Annotated in this window: 16 protein-coding genes; 9 read left to right on the top strand and 7 right to left on the bottom strand. The window is 71.0% G+C overall.

What is annotated here, in order from left to right:
• Positions 1 to 22: 22 nt before the first annotated feature.
• The 3 genes from AB0F88_RS27145 to AB0F88_RS27135 all read left to right on the top strand — a co-directional run bounded on the left by AB0F88_RS27145 (position 23) and on the right by AB0F88_RS27135 (position 2964).
• Positions 23 to 442, top strand: coding sequence for a DUF3151 domain-containing protein (locus tag AB0F88_RS27145; RefSeq protein ID WP_362689791.1), 420 nt, complete (start codon positions 23 to 25; stop codon positions 440 to 442).
• Positions 443 to 650: 208 nt separating this feature from the next.
• Complete coding sequence (locus tag AB0F88_RS27140) at positions 651 to 1934, top strand: adenylosuccinate synthase (protein ID WP_362689788.1); 1284 nt, start codon at positions 651 to 653, stop codon at positions 1932 to 1934.
• A gap of 103 nt (positions 1935 to 2037) precedes the next feature.
• Positions 2038 to 2964 (top strand): glycerophosphodiester phosphodiesterase family protein, encoded by a 927-nt coding sequence (locus AB0F88_RS27135; RefSeq protein ID WP_362689785.1) that lies wholly within the window; start codon positions 2038 to 2040, stop codon positions 2962 to 2964.
• 24 nt (positions 2965 to 2988) lie between these two features.
• On the opposite strand, the gene corA is transcribed toward AB0F88_RS27135, so the two are convergent.
• Positions 2989 to 4143 (bottom strand): magnesium/cobalt transporter CorA, encoded by a 1155-nt coding sequence (gene corA / locus AB0F88_RS27130; protein ID WP_362689782.1) that lies wholly within the window; start codon positions 4141 to 4143, stop codon positions 2989 to 2991.
• Between the two features lie 522 nt (positions 4144 to 4665).
• Between corA and purD the strand changes: the two genes are divergently transcribed.
• From purD to AB0F88_RS27105, 5 genes are all read left to right on the top strand, one after another.
• Positions 4666 to 5898 carry a phosphoribosylamine--glycine ligase gene (gene purD, locus AB0F88_RS27125; RefSeq protein ID WP_362689779.1) on the top strand — a complete coding sequence of 411 codons (1233 nt, stop codon included), beginning with the start codon at positions 4666 to 4668 and terminating at the stop codon, positions 5896 to 5898.
• A 110-nt stretch (positions 5899 to 6008) separates the two neighbouring features.
• The gene (locus tag AB0F88_RS27120; RefSeq protein ID WP_362689776.1) at positions 6009 to 7043 is read left to right on the top strand and encodes a hypothetical protein; all 1035 of its coding nucleotides are present in this window, start codon (positions 6009 to 6011) and stop codon (positions 7041 to 7043) included.
• A gap of 309 nt (positions 7044 to 7352) precedes the next feature.
• Positions 7353 to 8621, top strand: a complete 1269-nt coding sequence (gene murA / locus AB0F88_RS27115) for a UDP-N-acetylglucosamine 1-carboxyvinyltransferase (protein ID WP_362689773.1) — start codon at positions 7353 to 7355, stop codon at positions 8619 to 8621.
• Between the two features lie 225 nt (positions 8622 to 8846).
• Positions 8847 to 10136, top strand: coding sequence for a GTP cyclohydrolase IIa (locus AB0F88_RS27110; RefSeq protein ID WP_344746819.1), 1290 nt, complete (start codon positions 8847 to 8849; stop codon positions 10134 to 10136).
• Between the two features lie 436 nt (positions 10137 to 10572).
• Entirely contained in the window at positions 10573 to 11520 is a 948-nt protein-coding gene (locus AB0F88_RS27105) for an EamA family transporter (protein ID WP_362689770.1), read from the top strand.
• A gap of 39 nt (positions 11521 to 11559) precedes the next feature.
• On the opposite strand, the gene hisC is transcribed toward AB0F88_RS27105, so the two are convergent.
• Complete coding sequence (gene hisC, locus AB0F88_RS27100) at positions 11560 to 12621, bottom strand: histidinol-phosphate transaminase (protein ID WP_362689767.1); 1062 nt, start codon at positions 12619 to 12621, stop codon at positions 11560 to 11562.
• 59 nt (positions 12622 to 12680) lie between these two features.
• Between hisC and AB0F88_RS27095 the strand changes: the two genes are divergently transcribed.
• A complete protein-coding gene (locus tag AB0F88_RS27095) occupies positions 12681 to 13352 on the top strand; it encodes a Uma2 family endonuclease (RefSeq protein ID WP_362689764.1) in 672 nt (223 codons plus the stop codon).
• Positions 13353 to 13422: 70 nt separating this feature from the next.
• Here the strand turns inward: AB0F88_RS27095 and AB0F88_RS27090 are convergent, their stop codons facing one another.
• The 5 genes from AB0F88_RS27090 to AB0F88_RS27070 all read right to left on the bottom strand — a co-directional run bounded on the left by AB0F88_RS27090 (position 13423) and on the right by AB0F88_RS27070 (position 20636).
• Positions 13423 to 14091, bottom strand: coding sequence for an NUDIX domain-containing protein (locus AB0F88_RS27090; RefSeq protein ID WP_362689761.1), 669 nt, complete (start codon positions 14089 to 14091; stop codon positions 13423 to 13425).
• A 19-nt stretch (positions 14092 to 14110) separates the two neighbouring features.
• On the bottom strand, positions 14111 to 15955 hold the full coding sequence (locus AB0F88_RS27085; protein WP_362689758.1) for a DUF4434 domain-containing protein: 1845 nt from the start codon (positions 15953 to 15955) through the stop codon (positions 14111 to 14113).
• A 78-nt stretch (positions 15956 to 16033) separates the two neighbouring features.
• A complete protein-coding gene (locus tag AB0F88_RS27080) occupies positions 16034 to 17122 on the bottom strand; it encodes a glycosyltransferase (RefSeq protein WP_362689755.1) in 1089 nt (362 codons plus the stop codon).
• 19 nt (positions 17123 to 17141) lie between these two features.
• Positions 17142 to 18407 (bottom strand): nucleotide sugar dehydrogenase, encoded by a 1266-nt coding sequence (locus AB0F88_RS27075; protein WP_362689752.1) that lies wholly within the window; start codon positions 18405 to 18407, stop codon positions 17142 to 17144.
• Between the two features lie 129 nt (positions 18408 to 18536).
• Entirely contained in the window at positions 18537 to 20636 is a 2100-nt protein-coding gene (locus AB0F88_RS27070) for a glycosyltransferase (protein WP_362689749.1), read from the bottom strand.
• Positions 20637 to 20652 lie beyond the last annotated feature (16 nt).

Below are 20652 nucleotides of genomic sequence, written 5' to 3'. Positions count from 1 at the left end.
TACACCGGGTAGGACTGTCGTTATGGAATCGCACGAGAATCTCCTCGCCGGCCCGCCGCCCACCCTGCTCCCGGACCTGCCCGAGGCCCGGGAGGCACTGGAATCCGGCGCCCAAGCATCCGACGTCGCCGCGCGCTTCCCCGCGTACCCGGCCGCCTGGGCCGTACTCGCGGACGAGTACTTCGCGGCGGGACACGCCGTGACGTCGTACGCCTTCGCCCGCACCGGCTACCACCGCGGCCTGGACCAGCTCCGCAGGGCGGGCTGGAAGGGGCACGGCCCGATTCCCTGGCAGCACCTTCCCAACCAGGGGTTCCTGCGCTGCCTGCACGCGCTGGCCCGCGCCGCCCAGAGCATCGGGGAGAAGGAGGAGGCCGAGCGGTGCTTCCAGTTCCTGAAGGACTCCAGCGCCGAGGCGTCCGAGGAGCTGACCAGCCGCTGACCAGGCCGTCTCCGGCCCCCGGTCCCATCCCTGATCCGCCTCGCTGAGCCGTCGGTCAGCGTCCGGCCCGTCCCCGGGATCTCTCACCGCACCCCTCTTCCGCGAGGTGGGAGATCCCCATTTCGGACGCCGTCGGGTATTCTCTCCACGCAAGAGCCCCTGTCGCGATTGCGTCAGGGGTTTTCGTTTTTGTGGTGGGAGACTCACGATGCCGGCTGTCGTTCTCGTTGGTGCCCAGTGGGGCGATGAGGGCAAGGGTAAGGCGACCGACCTGCTCGGAGACCAGGTCGACTACGTCGTCAGATACCAGGGGGGCAACAACGCGGGCCACACGGTCGTCATCGGCGACCAGAAGTACGCGCTGCACCTGCTGCCCACGGGAGTGCTCTCCCCGAACGTCGTCCCCGTGATCGGCAACGGTGTCGTCATCGACCCGGGCGTGCTGCTGAGCGAGATCGACGGGCTCGAGGCCCGCGGCGTCTCCTCCGAGCGCCTGCTGATCTCCGCCAACGCGCACCTGATCATGCCCCACCACAAGGCCCTCGACAAGGTCACCGAGCGCTACCTCGGCAAGGCCAAGATCGGCACGACCGGGCGCGGCATCGGTCCCGCGTACGGCGACAAGATCTACCGGATGGGCGTGCGGGTGCAGGACCTGCTGGACCCGGGCATCCTGCGGAAGAAGATCGAGGTCGCGCTGGGCGAGAAGAACCAGATCCTCACCAAGATCTACAACCGCCGGGCGATCGACGCGGGCAAGGTCCTGGAGGAGTATCTCGGCTACGCCGAGCGCCTCACGCCGCACATCGCCGACACCTCGCTGATCCTCAACAGGGCGCTGGACGAGAACAAGGTCGTGCTGCTCGAGGGCGGGCAGGGCAACCTGCTCGACATCGACCACGGCACCTACCCCTTCGTCACCTCCTCCTCCCCGACGAGCGGCGGCGCCTGCTCCGGTTCCGGCATCCCGCCGACCCGGCTCACCGGCGTGATCGGCATCCTGAAGGCGTACACCACCCGCGTCGGCTCCGGCCCGTTCCCGACCGAGCTCGACGACGAGATGGGCGAGTGGCTGCGCACCACCGGCGGCGAGTACGGGGTGACCACCGGCCGCAACCGCCGCTGCGGCTGGTTCGACGCGGTCATCGCCCGCTACGCCACCCGGATCAACGGCGTCACCGACTACTTCCTCACCAAGCTGGACGTGCTGTCCGGCCTGGACAGGATCCCCGTCTGCGTCGCCTACGAGGTCGACGGCGTCCGCCACGACGAGGTCCCGATGACCCAGACCGACTTCCACCACGCCAGGCCGGTGTACGAGGAGTTCCCCGGCTGGAAGGAGGACATCACCGGTGCCCGGAGCTTCGAGGACCTGCCCGCCAACGCGCAGGCGTACGTGAAGGCCCTGGAGGAGATGAGCGGCGCCAGGATCTCGGCCGTCGGGGTCGGCCCCGGCCGTACCGAGACGCTCCAGATCCACTCGATGCTCTAGTTTCCACGGTTTCCGCGGTTTTCACCGGTACGGCCCGCGCCCGGCGTCGCCGAGGGGCGAGCCGTACCGGACGATCGGCGCTCGGGGTGGATAAGGTCCCTGTGTGCATGCCGAGATTCACGGTCACCGCGGCGCCCGCGGGCTCCGTCCCGAGAACACCCTGCCCGGCTTCGCCCACGCCCTCGAACTGGGTGTCGACGCGCTGGAGCTCGACGTCGCGCTGACGGCCGACCGGCGGCTGGTGCTCACCCATGATCTCACCGTTTCCCCGGTGACCAGCGCCGACGTCCGTCCCGCCTTCGCGGGCGACCCCGCCTTCCCGTACGTGGGCCGGCCCGTCGGCGCGCTCACGCTGGCACAGCTGCGCACGCTGGAGTGCGGGGTACGGGTGCCGCGCCACCCCGGCGACCGTTTCGCCCCGACCCAGGTGCCGGTGCCGAACACCCGGATGCCGACCCTGGGCTCCGTGCTGGGGCTGATGGACGCGTACGGCGCCGACGGGGTGCGAGTGCACGTGGAGCTGAAATCCGATCCGACCCGGCCCGACCTGAGCGCCGACCCCGCCGAGTTCACCGAGATGGTCGTCGCCGAGCTCGACCGCCACCGCCGGCTCGACCGGGCGGCGATCCTCAGTTTCGACTGGCGCGTCCTGCGGATCGCCCGCTCGCTGGCCCCCGCGACCCGGCGGTACGCCCTGATCGAGCGCGCCACCATGGACAGCGTCTGGCTCGACGGCCTCCGCCTGGAGGACTTCGACGGCGACGTCCCTGCCGCCGCGGCCGAGGCCGGGGGCACCACGCTCTCCCCCGAGCACGTGATGGTCAACCGGGAGTTCGCCCGGCTGGCCGAGAAAGCCGACCTGCCGATGGCGGTGTGGACCGTCAACGACCCGGAGCGGGCCGCGGAGCTGCTCGACCTCGGGGCGGCCGCGATCGTCACCGACTATCCCGACCGGATGATCGCCCTGTGGACCGGACGGGGCATGCGCGTCCCCAGGCCGGTCACCCCCGCGCACCCCCTGAGCGCCTGAGGAGCGGGGTGCGGAGCGGGGGAGTCACATCCAGCCGTTGCGGCGGAAGCCTCGGTAGAGCAGCGTGCAGGCGACGACCATCACGCCGATCACCACCGGGTAGCCGAACACGGAGTCGAGCTCGGGCATGTGCTCGAAGTTCATCCCGTAGATGCCGGCGATCATCGTGGGGACGGCCATGATGGCGACCCACGAGGAGATCTTCCGCATGTCCTCGTTGGCGAGCGCGTTGGAGCGGGCGAGCGCCGCCTGCAGTATGGAGTTGCAGAGCTCGTTGGACGACTCGACCTGCTCGCAGACGCGGGCGAGGTGGTCGACGACGTCGCGGAAGTACTCGCGCATCTCGGAGGGGATCATCCGGCGCTGGGCCAGCGTGGACATCGGCGACTGGAGCGGCATGACGGACCGCTTCATCTCGATCATCTCGCGCTTGAGGTTGTAGATCCGGCCGATGTCGCGGGCGCTGACGTCGGCGAAGACCATGGCCTCGACGTCCTCCAGCTCGGCCTGCATCCGGTCGGCCACGCTGAGGTACCTGTCGACGACGTGGTCGGCGATCGCGTGCAGCACCCCGGTGGGGCCCCGGTTGAGGAGCTTGGGCTTGTCCTCGAGGCGGGCGCGCACCTCCGAGAGGGGGCAGTGGCTGCCGTGGCGCACGGTCACCACGAAGTCGGGGCCGACGAACACCATGAGCTCGCCGGTGCCGATGATCTCGCTGGTGGCGGTCAGCACGTCGTGGTCGATGTAGGCGACGGTCTTCAGGACCACGAAGATCGAGTCGCCGTAGCGCTCGACCTTGGGCCGCTGGTGAGCCTTGACGGCGTCCTCGACGGCGAGCGGGTGCAGGGCGAAGACCTCCGCCAGCCACTCGACCTCGGGGGCGTCGGGCTCGTGCAGGCCGACCCAGACGAAGGCGTTGCCCCCGCCGGAGCCCTTGCCGGAACCCCCGTCGGAGACCGCGTCGTGGGCCGCGTTGTGGGCACGGACGATCTCCAGGGCGTCGGGGATGCCCAGGGCGTCGATCTTCTTGCCGCCGACGTAGGCGGCGTACTCGACGAGCGAGTCGCTCGGCGGGACGCAGACGCCGGTCATCCGCTCACGGAGCGAGACGGCGGGCGCGTGCGCGGCACGGATCGTGCGGGTGTGCTTGATACGGGGAAAAAGAAGCGAGGAGCGCATGGCGAGCCTTTCCCGCCCAACCTGGCGGGATCCACACGCGATGCGATGTCACCCCCGGTGAGGGAGGTGATGCGTGTGGCGCCGGTCGGGCACCGAGATGGGGTGGTCGAGGGTGCGCACAGCAGGAGTGCGCGAGCACGTACTGCTGGGATCGCCAGAGGACATCCCGAACCACCTCCAATCAGCAAGAGACACGCAAAGCCACCCAAAAGTTAACACGATCGGGGGGACGTCTCTCAGCTTACTCCCAGGTTCAAGTGTTGATCATGCACAACCAGACAAAATTCACACGCCCTTTACGGCATCTCCCCCCGAGTACGGGATCCGCGGAGTCGTCCACAGCCTGTGGACGACTCCGCGGATCCGCGTCCGCCCCGGGCCTCCCGAGGTGCCGGCCTCCTGCTCGCGGGGGCGGGGGAAGCGTGGCGGACACGGGCTCGGAAAGCCGTCCGTGACCGCGGGACCCGGGGGTGGCGGGCGCGGGCCCGAGGGGGACGCCGGGGGGACGATAGGCTCTGACGAGTGCGCGTTCTTGTGATTGGATCCGGCGGGCGTGAGCATGCCCTGTGCCGGTCGCTGGCGGCGGACCCCCAGGTCACCGAGGTTCACTGTGCTCCCGGAAACGCGGGTGTCGCGCAGGTCGCGACCCTGCACCCGGTGGCGCCGACCGACCCTGCCTCGGTCACCGAGCTGGCCGGAAGGCTCGGGGCGGACCTGGTCGTGATCGGCCCCGAGGCACCCCTGGTCGCCGGGGTCGCCGACGCCGTCAGGGAGGCCGGGATCCCCTGCTTCGGGCCCTCGCGCGAGGCGGCGCTGATCGAGGGGTCCAAGGCCTTCGCCAAGGACGTCATGGTCGCGGCGGGCGTTCCCACCGGGCGGTCGCACACCTGCGTCACGCCCGAGGAGGTCGCCGCCGCGCTCGACGAGTTCGGCACACCGTACGTGGTCAAGGACGACGGTCTGGCCGCCGGCAAGGGCGTGGTGGTCACCGGCGACCGCGACGAGGCGCTCCGGCACGCCGCCGCCTGCGGGCGGGTCGTGATCGAGGAGTTCCTCGACGGCCCCGAGGTGTCGCTGTTCGCGCTCTGCGACGGCTCCACCGCCGTGCCGCTCCAGCCCGCCCAGGACCACAAGCGCGCCTACGACGACGACCAGGGCCCCAACACCGGCGGGATGGGCGCCTATACCCCGCTGCCGTGGGCGCCGGACGACCTCGCCGACCAGGTGATGGCCGAGACCGTCATGCCGACCGTGACCGAGCTGGCCAGGCGCGGCACACCGTACACGGGGGTGCTGTACGTGGGGCTGGCCCTCACGTCCAAGGGCCCGAAGGTGATCGAGTTCAACGCCAGGTTCGGCGACCCGGAGACCCAGGTCGTGCTCGACCGGCTGGAGACGCCCCTCGCGGGCCTGCTGCTCGCCTGCGCGAACGGGACGCTCGACCGGTTCGGGCCGCTCTCCTACCGCGACGGCGCCGCGGTGACCGTGGTGATCGCCGCGGAGAACTACCCGGCGGAGCCGGTGAAGGGCGACGTGATCGAGGGGCTGTCCGACCCGGTCGAGGACGCCTACGTGCTGCACTCGGGCACCGCCCTCGACGGCGACCGGATCGTCTCCAACGGGGGCCGGGTGCTCAGCGTGGTCGGCACCGGGCCCGACGTCCCCGCGGCCCGGGCGGCGGCCTACGAGGCCGTGGAGCGCATCCGGATGCGCGGCTCGCACCACCGCACCGACATCGCGGGCCGCGGCGCCTGAGCCCCGGTTTTCCGGATAGGCGTAGCGCCTGATCGGCATGTCGCGGTAAGCCTGGGGCAGTCGGCAGTGCCCCGGCATGACCGTCCCAGGCCGCTCCCCCCGGAGGAACGATGTCGCTTGACCCCGCGATGCCCCCCGAGCGGATCGGCGACACCGGCGTGCTGCGCTGGCCCGGCACCTGGCGGGTGTACGTGGCCACCCGGAGCGAGGAGATCAGGGCCGACGCCGAGCGGGCCCTCACGATGCGCGACGAGGCGGGCCAGCTGGTCTCGGTGGGCGAGGGCATCGGCACGCACCTGGCCCGCGCGGAGACGTACGCGCGCAGCAGGCACGGCGTGCGGCGCTGGCTGACCGGCCAGGCCGTCGAGGGCGCCTGGTCCAACGTCAACAGCGCGACCGTGATGCTGTACGGCGTGCTGCCGACGGCGGAGCTGTGCGGGCGGGGCCCGGAGGTGGCGGCGATCGGCCGGGCCTACCTGCCCGGCGACGACCCCCGGCTGGTCCACCTCCAGGCCAGGCTCGCGGCGGGGGACCTGGGGGAGAACGACAGGCCGCTGATGCAGTCGGTGCTGCGGGCCGCGTACACCGCGCAGGCCATGGAGACCGGGCGGGTCCGCAGCTTCCGCAACCTGCTGCTCGGCGGGGTGGTCATGCTGACCCTGATCGTGCTGGGCGTGGTGGTCATCGGCGCGATCTGGCCGAACGTCATCCCGATGTGCGGCAACCAGTCGGTGATCCGCACCCAGGGGCTGATGCCCGCCCAGATCTGCCCGACGGGCGGCCTGCAGCCCGGCCACGGCGACGTGCCGCTCGTGGCCCTGATCGGCATGCTGGGCGCGGCGCTGGCCACCGCGGCCTCGCTGTCGACCCGCTCGGAGCTGTCCACCCGCTACTCGCTGGCGGTCGTCCAGAACCTTCTCAAGGCGCCCGCGGGGGTGGCCACCTCGGTGCTCGGGCTGCTGATCCTGAACTCGGGCTTCGTGCCCGGTTTCGCGGGGCTGGGCTCGCAGCCCGCGATCCTGGTCTGGGCGATGGCGTTCGGGTACGGCCAGCAGGTCGTCACCCGCTTCGTGGACCAGAGGGCCGACAACCTCCTGTCGGCCGCCTCACCGCTCACCGCCGCGGGCGGCGCGAAGGACAGATGACGCCCGCCCGCCAGGACGGCGCCCCTCCATGTCCCACGGCCGGCGGACCATGAGATGATCTTCTGCGCGGCACGGCCGCGAGCGGTGCGGGGGACATGGTCGACGGGGCGCGGGGACACCGGGGAGCACGGGCGGGCGGGCCGCCGGCGCCCGCCGCCGCGAGGGCCGATGATTACCGGCGATCCGAGGGGTAGTTCCCCCCTGAAGTGGCCGTTTCAGGGGCATCCAACGGCTACTGTTGGCCGGATAAACCTCGGCTGCCGCCCCGCGCCACATGAATCACCCGAACCACTTCAAGGAGCATGACGCATGGTCCGTTACCGCGTGCGCGGTGGCAACCCACTTCGTGGAACCGCCTTCATCCAGGGTGCCAAGAACGCCGTGCTTCCCATGATCGGCGCGGCGCTGCTGGCGTCCAGAGGCCGGACGGTCCTGCGCAACGTCCCCATCATCGAGGACGTCCGCCGCGCGGTCGAGCTGGCCGAGACGGTCGGTGCCACGGTCGAGCTCCACGAGGCGGAGCGCACACTGGTGATCGACGCCTCGACGCTCAGCAGCCCGGTCCTGCCCGCCGAGATCGCCCGCCGCTTCCGCGGTTCCGTGCTGTTCGTGCCCGCCCTGCTGCACCGCCTCGGTGAGGCGATCATCGAGGGCGTGGGCGGCTGCAACCTGGGCAGCCGCAACCTCGACTTCCACTACCTGGGCTACAAGCGCCTGGGCGCGCTCGTGGACGAGGGCGACTCGGTCATCCACGTCAAGTCGGCGGGCCTCACCGGCGCCACCCTGTACCTGGACACCCCCTCGCACACCGGCACCGAGAACCTGATCATGGCCGCCGCCCTCGGGCGCGGCACCACCGTGATCGAGAACGCGGCGCTGGAGCCCGAGGTCCTCGACGTGATCGAGATGCTGACCCGGATGGGCGCGAAGATCAGCGGCGGCGGCACGGGCTTCATCACCGTGGAGGGCGTGGAGGAGCTCCAGGCCGTCGAGCACACCGTGATGCCCGACCGCCTCGACGCGGGCGTGTTCGCCATGGCCGCCGCCGTCACCGGCGGCGAGGTCAACCTGGTCGGCGCCGACCTGGACCACCTCGGCGTGGTCCGCTACAAGCTGGAGCAGATGGGAGTGGAGTTCGCCGACCACGGCGCGGTGCTCCACGTACGCAGGGACCGCCCGCTGCGCCCGATCAACGTGATCACCGACACCTACCCCGGTTTCGCCACGGATCTGCAGTCGCCGATCATGACGGTCGCCTGTCTCGCCGACGGTGCCAGTTACATTCATGAACGCATCTTCGATGGGCGTTTCGCTCTGGCCTCAGAGCTGAACAAGATGGGCGCCGATATTGAAGTGAAAGAGAACAGTGCTGTCGTTCGCGGCGCCACTCCGCTCACCGGGACACAGGTGACCGCGCACGATCTGCGTTCCGGAATCGCGCTCGTGCTCGCGGGCCTGGCCGCCGAGGGGGAGACCGTGATCGAATCCGGATATCTCATCGACCGCGGGCACTCTTATCTGGCCGAGCGTATGCAGTCCCTGGGGGCCGATGTGCGGCGAGAGATTTCAGCTTCATAATCAGCAGGTTTGAGACGCTCAAAAACCGCTCTGACCTGTGTAAACGATGCCAGTCATGGCTTTAACCCGGAAGTTGCTTCCGGAATTGGCCGCAAATCGGGCGTGACATTACGGCCCTCGCGAGCGATCGTTCCAAAAGAGAGCCGAAAACAAACGGACGGCATGATGGGACGAACATTGGTCGAGCGGGCCGAAGAAGCGCCACGAGTGTCACGCCCGGGTGCCATGACACCGGACCTCACTATCGGTGTGGTGGGCCCCCATGACCTCGTCGAACGGGTGATGTTGATGGGGCATGCGGCTGCCCCGTTACCCTGCCGCCTGGTGGCGGCGGCATACCGTGACGAGCAAGAAGCAGCCGACAAGGTCACCCGGCTGGGAGCCGGGGTCGACGCATGTCTGTTCGCCAGCCCGGTCCCCTACGACCTGGCCCGGCGATCGGGGGTGCTGACGATGCCCGCGACGTATGTCCAGCTCGGCGGCGCCGCGCTGATCGCCGCGCTGGCGAGGGCCGCGCTGGACGAGCGGATAGACCCGCGCAGGGTCAGCATCGACGTCCTGGGCAGAGCGGAGGTCGAGGAGGCGTACAACGATCTGAGCCTTCCCTCAGGGGATGTGCAGAGCCGCGACGAACCGGGCGCCACCGGTACGATCGCGGCCTTCCATGAACGCCTCGCCCGCCAGGGCAGCACGAGCGGGGCGCTCACCTGCCTGCCCGCGGTCGCCGACCGCCTCCAGACCGCGGGGGTGCCCGTGGTCAGGATCCGCCCCACCTCCGCCGCGGTGCGCACGGCGCTGCACACGGCGGCCCTGCTGGGCGCGCACCACAGGCTGGAGGAGTCGCAGCTCACCGTGGTCCTGGTGGAGGTGCCCACGCTGCGCGAGCCGGTCCGCCGGGCCGCGCCGCGCTACTGGCGCGACGAGCTCCGGCTGTCCCTGCACCGGTTGCTGGTGCAGGAGGCCAACCGGATCAACGCGTCGGTCACCGCGGTCGACGACCACAGCTACATGGTCACCGCGACCCGCGGTTCGGTCGCCGCGGCCACCGAGGGCTTCCGGGTCCTGCCGTTCGCCGCGCGGGTCCGCGACGAGCTGGGCCTGGCGGTCGAGGTGGGCGTCGGCATGGGCCGCACCACCCACGACGCCGAGTCGCACGCCAGGGCCGCGCTGGCGCGCACCCAGGCGGGCAAGCAGGCCCAGGGCTTCGCGGTCGACCGCGAGGGCAGGGCGCTGATCCCGGCGCCCAGGATGCCCCCTCAGGGCGCCGGACCGCTGAAGCCGAAGGGCGTGGAGGTCCTGGCCCGGCTGGCGGCCAAGCTGGAGGGCGGGGACACGGTGGTGGACGCGGAGGGCGCGGGCAAGATGCTCGGCGTCACCCCGCGCACGGCACGGCGGTTGCTGCGCACGCTGGTAGACGAGGGACTCGCGTGGCCGCTCCCGCCGAACCGGACGCCGCAACCTGGGCGCCCCCGGCAGCTGTACCGGCTGATCGTGGAGAAGCTCGGCACCCGCTGAGCCCCGCGCGCGGCCCGCACCGACCTGGAGGCTTCCGCCGCACCCGGACGGCGGAACCTCCCAGGTCACGGCGCGCCGGTCCCGGCGTGGCGTGACCCGCCGGCTCGCGGCGCGTCTCATCGCGGGCTGTTCACCACGGCCCGCCCGGCCCGGCGTGTTCACCGCGGTTTGTTCATTCCGGCCTGTTTATTTTGGTCTGTTCACCGGTCCTGTTCACAGGATCCGTTCATTCCGGCCAGGCCGTTACGGCTCGCCCGGTCCGGTACGGCGAGGCTCCCCGGGCCGCGACCCCCCGGAACGCGTCCGGCCGGATCCGGCCGGACGCGGTGTCGCCCAAGGTGTCGCCGAACCCGGCCGGTCCCGGTCCGCCCCGCCGGATCCCGAGGTCCGAAACCCGCGAGCGGATTGTCGGTTTCAGCCGCTATTGTCATGAGCTATGGGTCAAGACAGTGCTGACAGCCGCAAGGCGCTCCTCGTCTGGGGGGCGCTGGCGATCGTGTACGTGGTGTGGGGTTCCACATACCTGGCGATCATGATCACGATCGAGACGATCCCGCCGCTGCTCAGCGGGGCTGTCCGCTTCGTCACGGCCGCGCTCGTCCTCGGCGTCGCGGTGTACCTGCTGAAGGGCCGGGACGCCTTCCGGATGACCTGGAAGCAGGCGGGCGGGGCGGCCCTGGTCGGCCTGCTGCTGCTGAACGGCGGCAACGGCATGGTCGCCGTGGCCGAGCAGCACATCTCCAGCGGCCTGGCGGCGCTGCTGGTGGCCTCGACGCCGCTCTGGCTGGTCATCTTCAGGGTCCTGTTCAGGGACCGGCCGCGGGCGCTGACGCTCGTCGGGGTGCTCATCGGGTTCGGCGGCGTGGCGGTGCTCTCGCTGGGCGGCGGGAGCAACGCAGCCGACGGCGCCGGAATCGTGATCATCCTGCTGGCGTCGCTGTCGTGGGCGGCCGGCTCGTTCCTGGCGTCCCGCATCCCGATGCCCGCGAACCCCTTCACCGCGAGCGCCGTGGAGATGGCGGCGGGCGGCGCCGGGCTCGCCCTCACCGCCGCCGTGATGGGCGAGCGCCTCGACGTCGCCGCCGTCTCCGCGCGGTCGTGGACCGCGCTGGCCTACCTGATCGTGATCGGGTCGCTGGTCGCCTTCACGGCGTACGTGTGGCTGCTGGGCAACGCGCCGATCTCGCTGATCTCCACCTACGCCTACGTCAACCCGGTCGTGGCCGTCGTGCTGGGCGCCCTCGTGCTGAGCGAGCCGGTCACCGGCTCGATGGTCGCCGCCGGCGTGGTGATCGTCATCGGCGTGGCCCTGGTGGTCTCCACCGAACGACGCGGGAAGCCAGAGCCCGCACCGGAGGCGAAGCCGGAGCCCGCGGCCGTGTAGCCCGCGGCCGGGCCGGACAGGTCAGGCGGTTCAGCCGGGTCAGGCGCTCCGGAAGGCCGACGCGGCGGCCAGGAAGGTGTCGTTGGCCTCCGGGTCGCCGATGGAGACGCGGGCGCCCTCCCCGGCGAAGGGCCGCACCGCGACGCCCTCGGTCGCGCACGCCCCGGCGAAGTCGAGCGTGCGCTCCCCCAGCCGGAGCCAGACGAAGTTGGCCTCGCTCACCGGCACCTCCCAGCCCTGGGCGATCAGCGCCTCGCGGACCCGGTCGCGCTCCTTGACCACGGCGTCGACCCGCTCCATCAGCTCGTCCTCGGCGGCCAGCGAGGCGACCGCGGCGGCCTGGGCGAGGTGGTTGACCGCGAACGGCACGATCGTCTTGCGGACGGCGGACGCCACCGGCTCGTTGGCGATCAGGTAACCCACCCGGAGCCCGGCCAGGCCGTACGCCTTGGAGAAGGTCCGCAGCACGGCCACGTTCGGCCGGTCGCGGTAGACGGTGAGCCCGTCGGTGACCCCGGCGTCCCTGACGTACTCGCGGTAGGCCTCGTCGAGCACGACGAGCACGCTCTCCGGCACCCGGTCGAGGAAGGCCTCCAGCTCGGCCGCGTGGACGACCGTGCCGGTGGGGTTGTTCGGGTTGCAGACGAAGATCATGCGGGTGTGCGGGGTGATCGCGTCGGCCATCGCCTCCAGGTGGTGCGTCTCCCCCAGCAGCGGGACCCGCACCGAGGTCGCCCCGGCCAGGTCGGCCAGGAGCGGGTACGCCTCGAAGGAGCGCCAGGCGTAGATCACCTCGGTGCCCGGCTCGCTCACGGTCTCGAAGAGCTGCTGGGCCACCGTCACCGAGCCCGCGCCGAGGGCGACGTGCTCGGCCGGGACGCCGTATCTCTCGGCGATCGCCCCGGTCAGCTCCGTGGCCGCCGGGTCGGGATAACGGTGCATCTGGGTCGCCGCCCTGGCGACCGCCTCGACCACCGAGGGCAGCGGCTCGTAGGGAGATTCGTTCGAGGAGAGCTTGTAGGACCGGCCGTCGGCGGACACCACGGCCTTGCCCGCCCGGTAGGCGGGCATCGTGTCCAGGATCGCGCGGAAACGAGGCATGGCCTTACCTTATGAGCAGCGGGCGGATGGGGCATCCTGTAACACTGGAGGTGAGAGGCGTGCCCGACCGGAAGGACGACATGAGCATCGCACCGCTGGCCGAGAGGCCGAGCGCTGAGGCGCCGAACGCCGAGGCGGACGATACGGAGTCGCTCGAGCTGGAGCCGCTGCCCAGTTGGGTGTTTCCCCCCAAAGAGGGCTTCTCGGCCGAGGACCTCGACCGACTTCGAGGGATCCCTCCGCACACGGAACTCATCGATGGCACTCTCGTCTTCGTGAGCCCCCAGACCCGTTTCCACTCACTCATCATGTTTCTCCTGGAGACCACGCTGCGCCGAGCCCTTCCGGCCGGCCTGCGCGTTCGCAGGGAGATGACGGTGACGCTCGGCAATCGCCAGCGCCCCGAGCCCGATCTCGTGGTGATCCGGGCCGCCGGCGACCTGGGGATGAAGCAGACCACCTACCAACCGGCCGACGTCGTCCTCGCCGTCGAGGTCGTCTCCGCCGAGTCGGAGGTCCGCGACCGGGAGCGCAAGCCCGTCCTGTACGCCCAGGCGGGCATCGACCACTTCTGGCGGATCGAGGAGAAGGACGACCGCCCGGTCGTCTACGTCTACGAGCTGGACCCCGCGACCAAGGCCTACGCGCTCATGGGGATCCACCACGACCGGCTGAAGCTCAGCGTTCCGTTCGACGTCGACGTCGACCTGACGGAGATCGACGACCTCTGAGACGACCTCTGATCGGCGGCGCGGCCCCACGGCTCACGACAGCGGGACTCGGCAACGGCGGGGGCTCCGGCTACTCCTTCAGGGAGCGGAGCATCGGGGGGTGCAGCGCCACGGCGGGGCCGCGGCGGTAGAGCTTGGCGGGGCGGCCGCCGTCGCGGGTGGTGGTGCCGCCGGTGGGCACCAGGAAACCCTCGGCCTTGGTGACCTTGCGGTGGAAGTTGCGCGGGTCGAGAGGGCGGCCCCAGACGATCTCGTAGACCCGGCGCAGCTCGGCGACGGTGAACTCCGGCGGGCAGAAGGCCGCGCCCAGCGGGGTGTACTCCAGCTTGGCGCGGGCCCGCTCGATCCCGTCGACCATGATGCGCCGGTGGTCGAAGGCCATCTCGCGCAGCAGCGCGGAGACCGGCTGCCAGCTCATGTGCGCCTCGGTGGAGGTCGGCAGGTGCGGGGCGAGACCGAGGTAGGCCACGCTCAGCACGCGCTGGCGCGGGTCGCGGTCGGGGTAGCCGTAGGTCTGGAGCTGCTCCAGGTGCACGGCGGCGCCCGGCAGGCCCGCCCGTTCCGCGAGGACCCGGGCCGCGGCCGCGGGCAGGTCCTCGTCGAGCTGGATGAAGCCGCCTGACAGGGCCCAGCGTCCCTCGTACGGCGGATTGTCGCGCCGCCAGACGAGCGCGCTCAGCACCTGGCGGCGCACCGTGAGGACGACAAGGTCCACGCTGACGGGAATGCGCGGCACCATGGCAGGCACGTTACACCGGTCAGACCCGCACGCGGACGTGCAGCGGCTCGGTGGCGGCGCGTCCGTCGGCACCCGCGACCGAGACCTGGACCCAGGTGTCGTCCGGCACCTTGGACCAGTCGAACGGGATCCACGCCGTGCTCATCCGCACCGGCAGGTCCGGCGGCGGCTCGGTCAGGTTCACCCCGGCCACGTCGACGACGTGGGGCTCCTTCTGGCCCTTCCAGGTGAGCGTGACCTTGGAACCCATGGGGATGTTGTAGCCGCGGATCTCCACGCCGTCCTGGATGTCGCGCTGCATGCGGATCGCGTCGGCCGCGATGGGCCGGTCGTGGTCGCGGGCGATCTCCTCGGCGAGGGACGGGGAGCCGCAGGTGTAGAAGTCGCTCCACATGTAGGAGACGATCTTGGAGACGTAGCGTCCGACCTGCGCCACGGCCGTGTCGAGCCGCTCCTTGTCGGTGCGTCCCCGGTCGGACCCCGCGGCGCACCGCTCCTCGCCGGTCGGCTCGAAGGCCTCGACGTTGGCCCAGAGCTGCACGTTGAAGCCCTGCTCGACCATCCTGGTCCTGGCCAGGGACATCTCGCGATAGTAGTCGCGGGTCGAGCCGTGGTACGCGTCGCCGTTGGTCTTCTCGTCGACGACCGAGCGCAGCCGCTCGTCGACCTCGTCCTCGCGCTGGTCGGGCCAGAACAGCCCGACCTTGCCCGTACCCCGGCTGTCCTGCGGGGCGATGATCCCGACGCCGGTCCTGGCGAGGGCCTCGAAGCCCTTGGCGACCTGCTTGGGGGTGGCGCTGAACGGCCGCTCCTTGCGGGCGTCGAGGTAGGGGCTGACGAGGACGGGCCTGCCGGGCATCTCCTGCTCGACGATCTCGTGCTGCGAGGCGTAGACCCGGAGCGTCGGATGGTCGGAGTCGGAGTCACCGAGGTACTTCATCTCGCGCATCTGCAGTTCGAACGGCTGGTAGAAACCGCCCAGCGACTCCCGGTCCTGGAAGCGCGCCCCGTAGTCCTGCATGATCCGCCGGGTGAGCGTGGTGAGCGTGTCCGTGCCCTGCTTGGCGGCCCGGGTCTTCTGCGCCGGGTCGCGCGGGGCGAGCGGCAGCGCGGGGTAGACCTTCACCCCGAACCGGTCGCCGAGGTCGAGCAGCTCGGTGAGGCTGTCCTCGTGCGCGGCCGCGACCAGGATCACGTGGTAGCCGCGCCCCCTGGCCCGGATGTTCGAGCAGCTCGGGTCGTCGGTGCCGTCGTCGGGGGCGACGATCCGGTAGAAGACGGTCTTCTCCGTGACGATCTTCCGCTCGAACTCGGGGCAGCGGAACAGGCCGGGACCGAACGCCTCGTCGGTACGGTAGACGAACGTCCAGCTCACCCGGTTACCGGGGTTGGCGGCCCTGAGGTCGTTCTCCGCCGCCAGCGCGCACGGGACCCCGTCCTCCTCGCACGGCTCGTAGCGGGCGTCGACGTTGCCGTCGCCGTCGAGGATCCGGCCGTCGTCGTCGACGTTGCGCGCCTGCAGGCCCCAGCCGATCCGGATCACCGTGTCGCCGCCCACCTCGTGGATCGCGCCGAACTGCCGGCGCCAGGTGCAGTGGTCGGCGGTCGGGATCAGCCAGTAGCCGGTGATGGCGTACGGCCAGCGCATCGTCGTGTCGAACGTTCCACACGGGTCGGTGAACTCGGTCACCTCCGGCACCGGGACCGAGGGGGCGGCGGAGGCGGAGGGCGAGGAGGACGAGGGCGAGGCCGCGAGCGACGAGCTCCCCGCCGTCGGGGAACCGTTCCCGGCGGGGGTGGTCATCACGAACGCCGCCACCCCTGCGAGGATCGCCACCCCCAGGAAAGCGATGAGCCAGCGCACGTTCAGGACACTACCGTTCTTGTGATCAGGCAGACATAAGGAGCCGGGCGGGCGGCGGGGGCCCCGCCGCACCGGAGGTCAGCTCTTGACGCCCGCCCACGCCTCCAGCTGAGAGACGAAACGGCGGGCCGAGTTGGGCCAGTGGTGGTTCGCACGAGCCGCCGCATACCCCCGGGCGCCCCGGCCATACCGCTCCCTGGCGTCGTCTCGCAGGAAGAGCACCGCCTGGGCCACGGCCTTGGGGTCCTGCCAGGGCACGACGATGCCGCTGTCGTAGCGTTCGACCAGCTCCACCGCGCGAGGCGAGGGCGTGGTGATCACCGGGATGCCGTGGGCCATGTACTCCACGATCTTCGTGGGCATGGAGTGCCGGTAGTTGGGCTCGTCGTGCAGCAGGGAGAGCCCCGCCAGCGCGCCGTCGAGCCGCTTGAGAGCCTCGTCGTTCGGCATGAAGTCGCGCCACTCCAGCACGCCCTCCGCGACCGCCTCGTTCAGCGTCGGCCGCGACTGCGGGTCGGCGTAGCCGATCAGCTCGACCGCCACCCGGTACGGCTGGAGCAGCCGGGCCACCTCGATGGCCTCGCGCACCCCGCGCGCCCCCGACAGCCAGCCGAGGTAGACGACGCGGTCGTCGCCCGGCGGGGTCACCTCGTCGGGCACCCAGGTCTCGTTGGGCACCACCAGGTGGGCCTGGCGGAACCTTCCGGCGTAGGCGGTCTCGGCGAGCAGCAGGTGCAGGTGCCGCTCGGCCGTGCCTTCGAGCAGGCGGGCCAGGAACCGCACCGGCGGGCGCAGGAACGCGGGCAGCCAGGGCTTCAGCGACAGCGTCGCCGGGGTGTCCTCGTGGACGTCCCAGACCACCGGGGGCCGCTTGCGCATGCCCACCACCGCGAGCAGCAGCTCCGGGTCGTGGATGACCACGAGGTCGACCTGCCCGCGCATGCGCTTGAACACCTTGCGCGCGGCGCGCACGGCCGCGAACCGCTTGCGCTCGGCGGCGCGGGGGAGGTCGACGCCGTTCACCCAGGAGCGGGCCATCACGCCCCGCGCCGTGTACGGGGCCGCATACGTGACCTCATGACCGGCGTCCACGAGCGCGCGGATCTGCCGGTGCAGGATCCGGGCGTCCTCGGGGTGATGCACCACCGTCATGACGAGCACGTGCACTGCGCGCAGCCCTCCGTCGCTAGAGCCGCTCGACGCGTTCACCCTCGGCGAGCACGCCTCGGGTGTCGAGCACGAGCTTGCCTTGGTCCTCGACGATCGACAGGTCGAAGGCGGCGTGCTGCTGCAGCAGCAGCGTCACGTCGGCTTCGGCCACTGCCGTGGCGAGGTCTTCCTCACGCGGCACCTCGACGTCGTCGACGCGCCATTCCTTGACGTACGGGTCGGCGAAGACGAGCTCCGCGCCGAGCTCCAGCAGCGCCCGCGCGACCGGCAGGGCCGGGGTCTCGCGCTCGTCGGCGATGTCGGGCTTGTACGTGACACCGAGCAGCAGCACCCTGGAGCCGTTGACGGGCTTGCGCTGCCGGTTGAGCAGTCGCTGCACGCGGGCCACCACGTACGACGGCATCCGCTCGTTGATCTCCTGGGCCAGCTCGACGAAGCGGAACGGGTAGCCCAGCTTTCGCACCGTGTAGGAGAGGTAGGACGGGTCGACGGGGATGCAGTGCCCGCCGACGCCGGGCCCGGGAAGGAACTTCTGGAACCCGAACGGCTTGGTGGCCGCGGCCTCGATCGACTCCCAGAGGTCGACACCGAGCTCGTCACAGAAGATCGCCATCTCGTTGACGAGGGCGATGTTGACGTGGCGGTAGGTGTTCTCCAGGAGCTTGGCCATCTCGGCCTCGCGGGTGCCGCTGACCGGCACGACCTGCTCGATGAACTGCGAGTAGAACCCGACCGCGCGGTCCTTGCAGGCCGGGGTGTAACCGCCGACGACCTTCGGGGTGTTGCGCAGGCCGTACTTGGGGTTGCCCGGGTCGATGCGCTCGGGCGAGAAGGCGAGGTGGAAGTCGGTGCCCGCGGTGAGGCCCGAGCCCTTCTCCAGGATGGGCCGCGCGACCTCGTCGGTGGTGCCGGGCCAGGTGGTGGACTCCAGGACCACCAGCGAGCCGGCGCGCAGGTTGCGGGCGACGGTGCCGGTGGCACCCTCGACCGCCGACAGGTCGGGGCGGTGGTCCTCGTCCAGCGGAGTCGGCACGCAGATGACGATGGTCCGGCTGTCGGCCAGGACCGATTCGTCCAGCGTGGCGGTGAAGCCCCCCGCCAGCATGTGCTCAAGGTCGGCGTCGGTCAGGTCGTCGATGTAGGACGTGCCCGCGTTGAGGGCCTCGACCTTGACGGGGTCGACCTCGAAGCCGACGACCCGCAGACCAGCCGCCGTGGCCTCCTTGGCCAGGGGCATGCCGACGTAGCCCAGACCGATGATGGCCAGGTCGTAGGCAGTCACTGGATGACCTTGGAACGCCGGAAACAACACTTCATGGTCGCAAAGGCTATCTCAAGTCCGAACGAGCTACGCCTAATGCGATTGAACGCATCGCAAACGACTGGGTTCCCCGTTACCAACACGAGACCATCAACCAGCAATCGATCGGTAAATATCACGGTAAGTCTCCGCGATGCGGCTCCACGTACGCTTCGCCGCCACCTCGGCCCGTCCGGCCTCACCCATCTCGGCCCTTCGCTCCGGATCGTCACGCAGCCCGGCGATCGCCTTGGCCAGCGCCTCGGGGTCTCCCGCGGGCACCAGAAGCCCGGCCCCTTCGGAGCCCACGAGCTCGGAGAGGGCGGGCAGGTCGCTCAGCACGACCGGCTTGCCGAGGGCCATCGCCTCGACGGGTTTCAATGGCGTAACGAGTCGGCAGACGCGCAGGTCCTCACGGGGACAGACGAAGATGTCGATCGCCGCCTGCGCCTGCAGGGCCTCGTCGGGACCGACCCGTCCCGGCAGGATCGCGACGTCGCCCAGTCCCAGCTCCTCGACCTGTTCGAGCAGCGCCGCCCGCTCCACGCCGTCGCCGACGAGCAGCACCCTGACCGGCGCGCCCTCGTCCCGCAGGAGCGCGGCCGCGTTGATCATGGTGGCGAAGCCCTCGTAGGCCACGATGCTCGACACCGAGCCCATCACGATCTCGCCGGGCTCGATGCCGTACGCGGCGCGGAACGCCGCACCGTCGTACTCGGCGCTGAGCAGCGAGTCGTCCACCGCGTTCGGCGCGAGATAGATCTTCTCCCTCGGCACCCCGCGCTCGACGATCTCGGTGGCCATGGTCTCCGCGAGGGTGACCACGGCGTCGGCGGAACGCATGATGAACGCCTCGCGGTCGCGCTGGAGCACGTGCCGCTGGCTGCCGATGCGCTTGGGGTCGCGGGAGGCCCAGGTCTCCTCCAGGAAGCCCCGCACCTCGTAGACCATCGGCGTGCCGGTGCGCTCGCGCACGGCCAGCGCCACCGATCCGTTGCGGTGGTCGGTCGCGGCGTGCAGCACCTGCGGTCGCAGCGTCCTGACCAGCTCGGTCACCTCTCCGGCGCCGCGGATCATCCGCCCCTGGCTCTCGAACGGCACCTCGCCGCTCGGGATCAGCCGGTGGTAGGGGATGCCGTCGATCTCCTCGTACGGCGTCGCGTCGGCGTGCCCCTGCATCATCGGCCAGCCCCAGCTGGTCACGACGTGCGGGTCGAGCCCGGCGGCCTTCTGCGAGGTGACGATGCGGTGGGTGCGGACGGTGTATCCGGCCTGCGTGTACGGCAGCGCGTTGGTCACGCAGTGCAGCACCCGGCCCTGGAACCGCTCGCCCACGATCACCTTCGCCTTGGGCGGGATCGGGTTCGGCTGGATCGCGGCCAGCTCTCCGGCGTAGTAGGCGTACCGGCGTTTGATGAAGGGGTAGCGCGTGTGGGCCTGCAGCACCGCGGCGGCCTCGCTCATCCGGCCGGAGTCGAAGTGCTCCTTCGCCTCGCTCCACGGGCCCTTCACCAGGCGCATGCCGAGCTTGCGCACGACGATCTTGGCGCGTCGCGCGACGGGCCAGGCGAACCGGCCCACGACGGGGCGGACGCTCGGCGGGAGCGTCTCGGCCGCCGCCTGCGCCACGCGCACCGGGTCGGACTTCACCTTGGTCGCCACGACCCGGGAGACGATGACCGGGTGCTGGACGAAGCCCTTGATCAGCCCGCGCAGTCCCGCTCTGGCCGACTTCGCCGACACCGGGGCCGCCGGGGGCGTGGACGCCGCCGGGAGCGACGCGGGGACCTTCTCCTCGTCCTCGTCCGAGGGCCTCGCCGTGACCGCGGGCATGTCGGAGACCGGAGGCGTGTCCGGGGTGGGAGGCGTGTCCGGGGCGGGAGGCATGTCCGGGGCGGGAGGCATGTCCGGGGCCGGGGACGTCTCCGCGCTCGGCGGGGGTGGCGGCTCCGTGGGCGTGTCCACGGCGGGCTCCTCCACGACCGGGGTCGTCTCCTGGGCGGAGGGCGTCTCCTGGACGGGGGACGTCTCCGGAACGGAGGGCGTCTCCGGAACGGAGGGCGTCTCGGACCGTTCCGGTTCCGCGAAGGTGGAGGTCCCGGCCGCCGGAGGCGTCACCGGAGCCGAGGTCTCGGCGGGAGCCTCGACGTCTGGAGGGGTCACCGAAGCGGCGGGCTCGACGGCGGGGGTCTCAACGGCCGGAGGCGTCACCGAGGGGGAGGGTGTC

It is taken from the genome of Streptosporangium sp. NPDC023963 (assembly GCF_040639135.1).
In the GTDB taxonomy this organism is placed as follows: domain Bacteria; phylum Actinomycetota; class Actinomycetes; order Streptosporangiales; family Streptosporangiaceae; genus Streptosporangium.
Note: the sequence above shows the minus strand (reverse complement) of the source record. Positions and strands in the feature narration are given on the sequence as shown.